General features: G+C 71.6%; 8 protein-coding genes and 1 pseudogene. 6 read left to right on the forward strand and 3 right to left on the reverse strand.

Features of this window, described 5'->3' with window-relative positions; genetic code table 11:
• The first annotated feature begins 140 nt into the window (after positions 1 to 140).
• The gene (locus tag ABZ896_RS49935) at positions 141 to 2,177 is read left to right on the forward strand and encodes a HEAT repeat domain-containing protein (RefSeq protein ID WP_360945219.1); all 2,037 of its coding nucleotides are present in this window, start codon (positions 141 to 143) and stop codon (positions 2,175 to 2,177) included.
• 55 nt (positions 2,178 to 2,232) lie between these two features.
• Here ABZ896_RS49935 and ABZ896_RS49940 read toward each other — a convergent pair whose 3' ends face one another.
• Entirely contained in the window at positions 2,233 to 2,820 is a 588-nt protein-coding gene (locus ABZ896_RS49940) for a hypothetical protein (RefSeq protein ID WP_360945222.1), read from the reverse strand.
• Between the two features lie 281 nt (positions 2,821 to 3,101).
• Between ABZ896_RS49940 and ABZ896_RS49945 the strand changes: the two genes are divergently transcribed.
• The 4 genes from ABZ896_RS49945 (at position 3,102) to ABZ896_RS49960 (ending at position 6,960) form a co-directional block, all read left to right on the forward strand.
• Positions 3,102 to 4,187: an exo-alpha-sialidase gene (locus ABZ896_RS49945; RefSeq protein ID WP_360945225.1), complete on the forward strand. Its 1,086-nt coding sequence runs from the start codon at positions 3,102 to 3,104 to the stop codon at positions 4,185 to 4,187.
• 84 nt (positions 4,188 to 4,271) lie between these two features.
• Positions 4,272 to 4,949 (forward strand): uracil-DNA glycosylase, encoded by a 678-nt coding sequence (locus ABZ896_RS49950; RefSeq protein WP_360945228.1) that lies wholly within the window; start codon positions 4,272 to 4,274, stop codon positions 4,947 to 4,949.
• Positions 4,946 to 5,941: a BadF/BadG/BcrA/BcrD ATPase family protein gene (locus ABZ896_RS49955; protein ID WP_360945231.1), complete on the forward strand. Its 996-nt coding sequence runs from the start codon at positions 4,946 to 4,948 to the stop codon at positions 5,939 to 5,941. The genes ABZ896_RS49950 and ABZ896_RS49955 overlap by 4 nt, the downstream gene beginning before the upstream one ends.
• 95 nt (positions 5,942 to 6,036) lie before the next feature.
• Positions 6,037 to 6,960, forward strand: coding sequence for a hypothetical protein (locus ABZ896_RS49960; protein ID WP_360945234.1), 924 nt, complete (start codon positions 6,037 to 6,039; stop codon positions 6,958 to 6,960).
• Positions 6,961 to 7,052: 92 nt separating this feature from the next.
• Here the strand turns inward: ABZ896_RS49960 and ABZ896_RS49965 are convergent, their stop codons facing one another.
• Positions 7,053 to 8,087, reverse strand: coding sequence for a lactonase family protein (locus ABZ896_RS49965; protein WP_360945237.1), 1,035 nt, complete (start codon positions 8,085 to 8,087; stop codon positions 7,053 to 7,055).
• Between the two features lie 112 nt (positions 8,088 to 8,199).
• Positions 8,200 to 8,838 (reverse strand): annotated as a pseudogene (locus ABZ896_RS49970) (FUSC family protein); the annotation flags it as partial.
• Positions 8,839 to 9,303: 465 nt separating this feature from the next.
• Here ABZ896_RS49970 and ABZ896_RS49975 point away from each other — a divergent pair.
• A complete protein-coding gene (locus ABZ896_RS49975) occupies positions 9,304 to 10,467 on the forward strand; it encodes a tyrosine-type recombinase/integrase (protein WP_360945240.1) in 1,164 nt (387 codons plus the stop codon).
• The last annotated feature ends 343 nt before the right edge of the window (positions 10,468 to 10,810 follow it).

A 10,810-nucleotide genomic window follows, 5' to 3' on the forward strand; every position in this document is an offset into this window, starting at 1 on the left:
GGCCGGAGTCGAGCGGCCGTTGGCGAGAAGTCGCCCCTCCCCCGCTGTCCGGATCGCCCACAGTCACCTCCTGATTCCGCTTGGTTGTCAGTGCTGTGGTGCAGACTCCGATCAGTGGCTCTTCGCCTGGGGAGGACAGCGTGTTCACGGGGATCGACGAGGTCGACTGGGCCTCGCTGCGGCATGCGTACGGCAGCGCGGAGGACGTACCCGCCCTGCTCCGGGGGCTCGCCTCCCCGGACCCGGCCGAGCGGGAGCGGGCGCTCGACGGGATGTACGGCGCCGTGCACCACCAGGGAGACGTGTACGACTCGACCCTGGCCTGCGTTCCGTTTCTGCTCGCGCTCGCGGCGAGCGGGGAGGTGGCGGACCGGGACGGCGTCGTCGAACTGCTCGTCAGCATCGGGACGGAGTGCGAGGGCAGAGAGGCCAGAGAGGCCAGCCCGGATCATGACTTGCTCTACGCGCGTGCCGGGGACGCCGTGCGCGCGGGAGCCGAAGTGTTCGTCGGGCTCGCGGGGGACGCCGACCCCTCCGTGCGCCGGGCGGCATCCGCGGCACTCGTGCGCTTCCTGGACCAACCGGCACGGGTCCTCGGTGTGTTGCGGGAGCGGTGCGCTCTGGAGCGGGACGACCGGGTGCTGCTCGCGCTCACCGAGGCCCTGGGCCTGTTCGTACGGCGCTGTCCCGAGCACGCGGCCGAGGCGCTGGCCCTCCTCACCGCCCGCAGCAGTCCGTCGCACGACCCGGAGACGCGGCTCGCCGCCCTCGCCCAGCTGGCCCTCTGCGCTCCTGACCGGGTCCCGGCCGACCTGGTGCCGGTGGCCGTCGGGCTGTTGAGGGAGCGTTCGGCGCGGCGCCCGGTCCCGCACGACGGCTTCGGCTGCCCCGGCTCCGACACGCTCGTGGGACGGCTGGGGCGGCTCAGGCCCTCCGACGAGGAGGGCTCACAGCTGTTGCGGACCCTGCACACCGCGCTCGACGACCGGATCGAGGAGCGGTCGGCCCTGCTCCAGGGGCAGTTGACCAGCCCGGACGCGACCGACCGGTGCAACGCCGTGTGGATGTCCGCGGGGCTGTTCCGCGAGTGGCGCGGGGACCACGCCAGGCCGATCGCCCTGATCGGGTCCCAACTCGGCGCCGAGGAAGGGCGGTTGCGGGACGCCGCCGTGGCCGTCCTGGAGGACCTCTTCGCCCTGGCCGCTCCCGCCACCGACGACCTGGCCGCGCTGGTCACCTCCCGGCCGGACCTGTGGGTACGGCAGTGGAAACGCTCGGCGCCGACGCTGGGCGGTCCGCTCAAGGCCCTGGCCAGATGCGGGGATTCGCGGGCGGTGCCGGTGCTGGCGCAGGTGCTGGACGGGCCGGTCGTCCCCGACGACCTGGGGTATGCCGTCGGCCACCTGGGCCCCGCCGCGTCCCCGCTCGCACCGGCGCTGCGGGACCGTCTGAGCCGGGTCCCTCTCGACTCCCCCGGGGTCTTCGAGACTGCCGTACCGCTGCTGTCGGCGCTCACCGCGCTGGGGGACGCGGAGGCCGTGCCGGTGGTGGTGCGGCTGCTGGGCGGGATGCCGGACGGTCTGCGGCTGCGGGACGCGGTGCGGGAGGCCGCCTGCCGTCTCCTCGACGGGGTCGGCGGCGGCGCGGGCGGCGAGGCGATACCGGTCCTGCGCGACCTGCTGGAGACGGAGTGCGCGGCCGTCGCGGCGGGTGCGCTGTGGTCGGTGCAGGGGGACGCGGCAGCCGTACTGCCCGTGCTGGTGGGCGAGTTGGCGGACGGCCGCACCGGGCGCCGGGCGGCCGCCGGGGTTTTGACCCGGCTCGGTGCGGAGGCGGCCGGTCCGGCGCTGCCGGGGCTGCGGCGGATGCTTCGGGCCACGGAGCTGTGGGAGCGGACGGCCGCCGCGTGCGCGCTGTGGCGGCTCACCGGCGAGGCCGACCTCGCCGGGCCGGTCCTGCGAGCGGCCTGGGCGGAGAACCCGTACGCCCGTCGCACGATCGCCGTGTGCCTCGCCGAGCTGGGCTCCGCGGGAGCGCCACTGCACGACCTGGTGCACGCGGAGGTGAGCGGTCGACGGCGGCATCTGTTCTCGCCGTCCGGTGGCCATGGCAGCCATGACGTGCCGGACGACGAGAGGCTGTTGAGGATGTGCCGGGAGGTGTTGGCCGGAGGTTAGAGACAAAAGGCGAGGGACGGTGACCGTTCGGGAACTCCGCCGTCCGCCGCGCTCGTCATCGCCCGTCGGCCCGGCGGCCGCCCCACAGCGGGCCGAAGTGGGCCCAGTCGGTGTCCCAGCGGTCCAGGCGGCGGCGCTCCATGCGGGCACGCAGGACGCGGGAGCCCACGAAGGGGACGGCCGCGGCGCTGACGCCCACCAGGATGCCGATCATCGTGCCCCGCACCTGGGCCTGGCCCTCGGTGGCGGGCTGGGTCATCAGACGGCCCTGCGCGTCGGTCCAGATGGTGACCGGCGTGCCCTCGGTGCTGCCCGGATCGACCCGGACCTGGCCGGTGCGGTGCGAGCCGTCGCCCGCAGTCCAGCCGACATTGCCCCACACACGCTCGCCACTGGACGTGGCCGGGTCGGCCGTGCCCGGTGCCTGCTCGCTGAGGTGGGCGACCACGGGCCGCCACTCGACCCGCTCCAGGGCCATCTGGTGCTCGACCGAACGGCTCACCGCAAGGCCGGCGCAGACTCCGGCGAGCAGGGTGAGCAGCCAGGCACCGAGCACGACCCATGCCTCGACGGCGTCGGCCCGGCGTCTGAGCGGATTCCGCCGCCACCGCCACAGCCAGACCTTGGGACCACGGAACGCCATCGAAGGCTTCCTCCTCACGAGCGACGGGCGCACGAACCTGCCGTGCCGCACTCCCATACGGGAGCGGCCCCCTCGATGCTCACGGCAGCTTCTCTCCGTCTCGACGGTCTCATCACTTCCCCGCTCGCGCGCGCATCTTCCGAAAAGGTGCGCGGGCTTTGCCGCAGCCGGTTACCATCCCGGCCCTGACCTGCGACGAAGCCCTTTCCGGAGGTGACTGTCAGTGCCGGGGTGCAGACTGGCCGATGTCTGGGACGACGAGGTCACGGAGGTGGATCGGCATGACTGAGGTGTTGCTCACTGTGGGCACGCGCAAGGGGCTGTTCATCGGGCGCAGGCGCGGTGGCACCTGGGAGTTCGACGAGAGCCCGTACTTCAACGCGCAGGCGGTGTACTCGGTCGCGATCGACACCCGCGGCGAGCGTCCACGCCTGCTGGCCGGCGGCGACAGCGCGCACTGGGGACCGTCGGTGTTCCACTCCGACGACCTGGGCCGCACCTGGACCGAGCCCGCCCAGCCGGCCGTGAAGTTCCCGAAGGACACGGAGGCCTCGCTGGAGCGGGTCTGGCAGCTGCACCCGGCGGCCGCGGAGCCGGACGTGGTGTACGCGGGCACGGAACCGGCGGCGCTGTACCGCTCGGAGGACCGCGGCGAGAGCTTCTCCCTGGTCCGTCCGCTGTGGGAGCACCCCACCCGGTCGAAGTGGGTGCCGGGCGGCGGCGGTGAGGGGCTGCACACCGTCCTCACCGACAAGCGGGACCCGCGCGCGGTGACGGTGGCCGTCTCGACGGCGGGCGTGTTCCGTACCCGGGACGGCGGGGAGAGCTGGGAGCCCGCCAACTCCGGTGTCTCCGCGGTGTTCCTGCCGGATCCGGACCCGGAGTTCGGCCAGTGCGTGCACAAGGTGGCCCGGGACGCGGCCAACCCGGACCGGCTCTATCTCCAGAACCACTGGGGCGTCTACCGGAGCGACGACGCCGGGACGCACTGGACGGACATCGGCGAGGGCCTGCCCTCCACCTTCGGCTTCGCGGCGGCCACGCATCCGCGCCGGGGCGACACGGCGTACGTCTTCCCGATCAACGCGGACGCGGACCGGGTCCCGGCCGACCATCGCTGCCGGGTCTTCCGGACGGCGGACGCGGGCAAGAGCTGGGAGCCGCTGACGGCGGGCCTGCCGCAGGAGGACCACTACGGCACGGTGCTGCGGGACGCGATGTGTACCGACGACGCGGACCCGGCGGGCGTGTACTTCGGCAACCGCAACGGCGAGGTGTACGCCTCGGCCGACGACGGCGACAGCTGGCGGCAGTTGGCCTCGCATCTGCCCGACGTGCTGTGTGTCCGGGCGGCGGTGGTCGCGTGAGCCCCAGGGCGTTCCCGGCGGCGTTACGGACGGGCCTTGGCCACCGGTTGATCTCCGCCTCCTGTACGGCAGTAGGGTGACGCCGTGGCACCACGACCCTTGCATGAAATCGTCGAAGCGGGCTGGGCGAAGGCCCTCGAACCGGTGGCCGGGCGGATCTCCCAGATGGGCGACTTCCTGCGCGCGGAGATCGCCGCGGGACGCACGTATCTTCCGGCCGGCCCGAATGTCCTACGGGCCTTCCAGCAGCCCTTCGACGAGGTGCGGGTGCTGATCGTCGGTCAGGATCCCTACCCCACACCGGGACACGCGGTGGGGCTGTCCTTCTCGGTCGCGCCCGACGTACGGCCGCTGCCGGGCAGCCTGATCAACATCTACCGCGAGCTCCACACCGACCTGGGGTTGCCGCAGCCGTCCAACGGCGATCTGACGCCGTGGAGTCAGCAGGGTGTGCTGCTGCTCAACAGGGCGCTGACGACCGCTCCGCGCAAGCCGGCGGCGCATCGCGGCAAGGGCTGGGAGGAGGTCACCGAGCAGGCGATACGCGCGCTGGCCTCGCGCGGCAAGCCGCTCGTGTCGATCCTGTGGGGCCGCGACGCCCGCAACCTCCGTCCGCTCCTCGGCGACCTGCCGTCGGTGGAGTCCGCGCACCCGTCCCCGATGTCGGCCGACCGCGGCTTCTTCGGCTCCCGCCCGTTCAGCCGCGCCAACGACCTCCTCGTCAGGCAGGGCGGACAGCCGGTGGACTGGCGCCTGCCGTGAGCCCGGGGGGCGAGGACAGAGGGACCGAGGGTTTCCTCGCCGTCGACTCCGGTGGGTCCGGGCTCCGGGTGGTGGTCGGTGCTCCCGGCCTCGGTACCACGGCTCCACGCGAGTCGCGGGAGCCCGTGCGCACCGGGCCGCGGGGGATCGATCCCGCGCATCTCCTGGAGCAACTCGCGCCCATGGCCCGGGCGTTGATCGTCGAGGCCGGTGTCGGCGGGCTGGGGACGGTCGTCGTCGGGGCGGCCGGGCTCGCGACGCTCGGGGACGCGCTGCGGGAGGAGCTTCCCGGGGCTCTGGCGCGGGAGTTCGGGGTGCGGACGGTCGCGCTGGTCGCGGACGCGGTGACCGCCTATGTCGGGGCGCTCGGATCGCGGCCGGGTGCGGTCGTGGCCGCCGGGACCGGGCTCATCGCGGTCGGGACGGACCTGAAGTGCTGGCGCCGGGCGGACGGTTGGGGGCATCTGCTGGGTGACTGCGGGGGCGGGGCCTGGATCGGCCGGGCCGGTCTGGAGGCCGCGCTGCGGGCCCACGACGGGCGGCCCGGCGGGTCCAAGGCGCTGCTGGCGCGGGCCGAGGAGGTCTTCGGACCGGTGCGGGAGCTGCCCGGCAAGCTGTATCCGCGGACCGACCGGCCCGCCGTCCTGGCCTCCTTCGCGCCCGAGGTGGCCGCCTGCGCGGACGGCGACCCGGTCGCCGCCGGCATCCTGCGCGAGGCGGCCCGGAACATGGCCGAGTCGGCCGCCGCGGTCTGTCCGACGGCCGGTGAACCGCAGGTCGCCCTCACCGGTGGCCTGTTCCGGACGGGTGCCGCGCTCCTCGTACCGCTGGAGGAGGAGTTGAGGCGGCTGTTGCCGCACGCGAGACAGGTCGCGCCGGCGGGCGGGCCGTTGGAGGGATCGGTGCAGATCGCCACAGATCTGGCGAGAAACGCACTCACCCTGCCGGGGGATGCACCGATGTTGACCGTCGCCACCCCAAAGAGGGGCTGAACCGGACGTAACTCATCAGACAAAACCGGACGGATACCGCTCACCTGCACCCTCCCCGAACAGGGGAGCCCAGGAAACCAGTAACATGCGGCGCCATGAGCTCCCCCACTGGGCCCGCGTCCGGCCTGCCAGTACGAATGCCGCGCCCCCGCCAGCCCGGGCGGCACCGCCGACCCGAGCCCCTGGCGGCTCCCGAGGGCGCGCCCGCGCTCGTCCTCGCGGTTCCGGGCACGCCCGGCACCGCCACGCGCAGTCTCGCCGAGGAGGTCGTGAGCATCGCCCGCTCCGAGCTTCCCGGCCTCGACGCCCGGATCGGGTACCTCGACGGGGACGACGCGGAGTTCCCCACGCTCCAGGGCGTTCTGACGCACGCCGCCGAGGAGCGCACCGCGCGCTATGCGCAGGCCAAGGCGGCCGGCATGGACGTCAAGGAGCCCGAGGGCCCCGTCGCCGTCGTCGTGCCGCTGCTCGCGGGCCCGGACAGCGCGCTGCTGCGCGAGATCCGCCAGGCCGTGATGGACAGCCGTATCGCGGCCGACCTGACCGATGTGCTCGGCCCGCACCCGCTGCTCGCCGAGGCGCTGCACGTGCGCCTGTCGGAGGCCGGACTGGCCCGTGCCGACCGTGCGCGGCTGTTCACCGTGGCGACGGCCGCGGACGGCATCGTGCTGGCCGCCGTGGGCGGCGAGGAGGCCGTGCAGGCGGCCGGGATCACCGGCATGCTGCTGGCCGCGCGGCTCGCGGTGCCGGTGATGGCGGCGGCGCTCGACCAGGAGGGCGCGATCGCCTCCGTCGCCGAGCAGCTGCGGGGCTCCGGTTCGCAGCAGCTGGCGCTGGCGCCGTACCTGATAGGGCCGGAGATCGACCCGGCTGTGATCGCGGAGGCCGCGAAGGAGGCGGGCTGCTCGGCGGCCGAGCCGCTCGGTCCCTACCCGGCGATCGGCAAGCTCGCCCTCGCCAAGTACACGACCGCGCTGGGCATCGCCCCGCAGCAGCCGCAGGGCGCGCCGGTTCGCTGAGCCGCCGCGCAGGAAACAACCGTACGGACGCCGAAGGGCCCGCTCCTCACCGGGGAGCGGGCCCTCGTCGTTCCGGGCGGGGAGGGTCGGCGTCAGCCGAGGACCACGCAGGACACGGCCGGTACCTCGATCGACCCCGCGTGGCGCGGCAGGCCCGTGGCGGGGTCGACGGCGAACCAGCTGACGTCGCCGGAGCGCTCGTTCGCGACGTACAGGAGGCCGCCGGACTCGGCGAGGGCGCGCGGCCAGCGGCCGCCGCAGGGGACCGTGCCGATCAGGCGGAGTCCGTCGCCCTCGACGGCGAAGGTGGACAGGACGTCCTCGCCGCGGGTGGCGGTCCACAGGAAGCGGCCGTCGGGGGACGCCACGACGCCCGAGGGGTAGGCGTCGCCCTCCGGGGCGCCCGGGAGCACCTGGGCCTCGCTGAGGGGCTTCAGGACGCCTTCCTCGGCGTCCCAGTGGCACACGGTGACGGTCGGGGCGAGTTCGCTGAGGACGTAGGCGTGCCGGCCGTCGGGGTGGAAGGCCAGGTGGCGGGGGCCGGAGCCGGGGCGCAGGGCGATCTCGCGGTGCACGGCGAGGCGGCCGTCGGTCAGCGCGCAGACGCGCACGGAGTCGGTGCCGAGGTCGACGCTGACGGTCCAGCGTCCGCTCGGGTCGGGCTGCACCTGGTGGGCGTGCGGGCCCTGCTGGCGGGGCGCGTAGGGGCCGGAGCCGGTGTGCCGGAGCACGTCGGAGGGGGTCTCGGCGAGGGTGCCGTCGGGGCGGACCGGCACAGTGGTGACGCTGCCGGAGCCGTAGTTGGCCGTCAGGACGTGTCCGGCGTGGACGGCGAGGTGGGTGGGGCTGTCGCCGTCGACGGGCACCGGCGGTCCGGCCGACTCGGGCTTGTCGCCGGTCACGCGGTACGCGGCGACCGCGCCCTCGGTCGTCTCACTGACCGCGTACAGCATCTCGCCGTCGGGTGACAGGGCCAGGTACGACGGGTCCGGTACGCCGTCCAGGGTGCTCAGCGCTGTCAGGGCACCGCCGTCTGCGGCCACCGCCGCGGTCACGATGCCGGGACCTCCCGCCGCCGTGAACGACCCGATGAACGCCCGTCGCTGCCGCCCGCCGCCGTCTGCCACCGTGGTCCCCTCTCGGTCCTGTGCGTTGCGGGCGACGGTAGCAGTCGATCACCACCGGTCTAGACCAACTGCGGGGAAATTCTCGGAGCGTTCACGGATGGGGGACGGTGCTTCAGGCCCCCACCAGGCGCGAGCCGGACGGCGTGCGCAGCGGCGCCGAGAGTTCCGCGAGCGCCCTTTCCAGGCCGTGCAGATGGGCGAGTGCGGGTTCTTCGGCGGCCGGGCGGTCCGCCGGTGGAAGGTCCCTGCCGTCCGTGAGGGCCTCCACGGCGGCCTCCACGCGTCGGCAGGCGGCGACCAGGCGGGCATCGTGCGAGGCCACCGGGTCCGCGGCGACGGCGACCAAGCCGCGGGTCTCCCGGGCGCAGTCGTCGAGGAGGGCCAGGACCCGGCGGGCGCGGCGCTTGCGGCCGAGCATCGGGTTGAGGGGGTGGACCAGCGGGGCCACGGCGAGGCGGACGCGGCCGAGCAGTTGCTCCAGTTCGGCCACGCGGCGAGCCGGGTCGCCCTCCGCGGCTCCCGCCAGCCGTGCCGCCGCCTCCGCCGTGCACGCGTGGACGCAGCGCAGGGCGCGTTGGATCCAGGCGTCGGTGACGGTGTGGGTGGTGATCGGGAGGACGAAGAGGACGGCCAGGACCGCGCCCACCGCGCCGACCCCCGTCTCCGCGAGGCGCAGGGCCAGCAGGCCGGGCTCCAGGACGCCGAGAAGACCGTAGAGGAGCTCGGCGAGGAGGGTGACCCAGAGCATCATCAATGCTTTGGTGCAGCGGTTCTCGCAGGTCAGGAGGCTGCCGACCGAGAGGGGGTCAGCAAAGAGTCAGCAAAGAGTCAGCATCAGCAGGTTGTGCGCCGATGGCAGGAGTCGTCGCCCCTGCGATCGCGATTGAAGGCCGGCGTCCCATCCGTGACGTAGCGAAGCCATGGCGCATCTCGACGACCCCGTCCCCCTGCTGACGGCTCGCCTCGCTGCGGTGGCACACCCTCCGACAACCAGACCTGGGCTTTAAGCATCCTCGCCTGAGCCGACAGCTCGCATGGGCAGCATTCCGACTCGCAACAGGTCTGCGTGCAGGCGACCGGTCACGCATAGCACGCGATCCCCGGTTACGGAAATCGGGGATTCTCCGGACCATGACCACTGCCCGCGCACCAACCCGATCCAGCTCAGATCCTCCCCTTAAAACCAAATTGACCCAAACCCTGGAGAAATCAAGAATTGGCCACCAAGACCCTCACCCGCGGTATGGGCACCTTCTTCAAGGAATGCGAGCATCCCCCGAGCCGCTGGTCCAAGTGCCCTCACCCATACAAGATCAGGTACCGGGATGCCATAGGTCGACAGCGCGAAGAGGCCGGCTACGCCACTCAGGACAAGGCCAAGGATCGACTCAACGAGATCTACCAGGCAAAGAAGGGGGCACTCAAGACTGGGAACACAGAAGCCCAGGAAATAGCCGATATGCGGTTCGAGGACTACGCAGCTCGCTACATCTCGAATCGAAAGCGTGGCCTGGAGTCCAACACCATCGAGCACTACGAGCTTGGACTCAAGGCCCATATCAACCCGCATGTTGGGAGTCGCCGGGTCGGCACATTCACACCCGGAGTGATCGAGGACTGGCTCAACGGAATGGAGCTGAACAAGGTTGGCTTGGCCAGCCAGAAGAACGCATTCCTTGTCCTGAAACTCGTTATCGACGCGGCACGACATCGCGGGGCAATCGCGCTGGACCCTTTCCTTGACATCGCCCGTCCGAACTACGTGCCAAATGAGGTGATCATTCCGACCTTCGAAGAGCTCAATGCCATTCGCGACGCAGCCGATGGCGACGATCTCCGTCTTGTCATTGAGCTCATGTCCGGATGCGGCCATCGCAACGGGGAGGCTTATGCCGCAAACATCAAGTCGATTGTGGCTGATGATGTCTATCGGATCAACGAGCAGATCCACAGCAATAAGGTACAGCCCGCACCACTGAAGCACCGCAAACGCGGAGAATTCCGCGAAGTACCGCTTCCAAGAAAGACGCACGACTTCTTCTCGTATTTCACCGATACGTACGGTACCGACGAGAACGGATATCTTCTGGTCAAGGGAAATGGCTCGGGCAACCAGCACATGCAGCATTACTTCTACGGAAAACAGACCCTGCGGTGGCGATGGGACAGATGTCTCGAACGGGCGGACGTAGAGGTCAAGTACACGATGTACTCCCTCCGCCACTACTTCGCGTCGAACTGCCTTACCCACGGCATTCCCATCACTGATGTCGCCGAGTGGATGGGACACAAATCGATCGAGGTCACCTACCGGATCTACCGGCACCTGGTGCCGGGCTCCATCACGAGAGCTGCCAAGATCCTCAACGAGCGGCTATGAGCCGTCGGGCAGAGAGCGCCGGCCGTAGGTCGACACTCTCCCCCCATTCAGGAACGGACAAGTGGAGGGCGCTGAGACGACCCAAGCGGCATGGCCAGCTCCAATAGAGCCTTCTCCAACCCGCGCAGATGTACGAGGGCCGACTCCGTCGCATCCTGCTGAGGCATCTCGCCGGCAACGGACGCCACTCGCCTGCGCCCCTGGTCCCTGGCAGTGAGCGCTTCCACCGCCGCCTCGACGCGCCAGCAGATGGTGTCCCGCCGAGTGGTGTAGTCACTGACCGAGCTGATTCGGTCCCTGCGGTGGGAAAAGCTGGTGGTCGTCCTCGGCCGGTTTGGCGGTG

Origin of the sequence: Streptomyces sp. NPDC047072, assembly GCF_040643855.1 — a bacterium.
Taxonomy (GTDB): Bacteria; Actinomycetota; Actinomycetes; order Streptomycetales; family Streptomycetaceae; genus Streptomyces.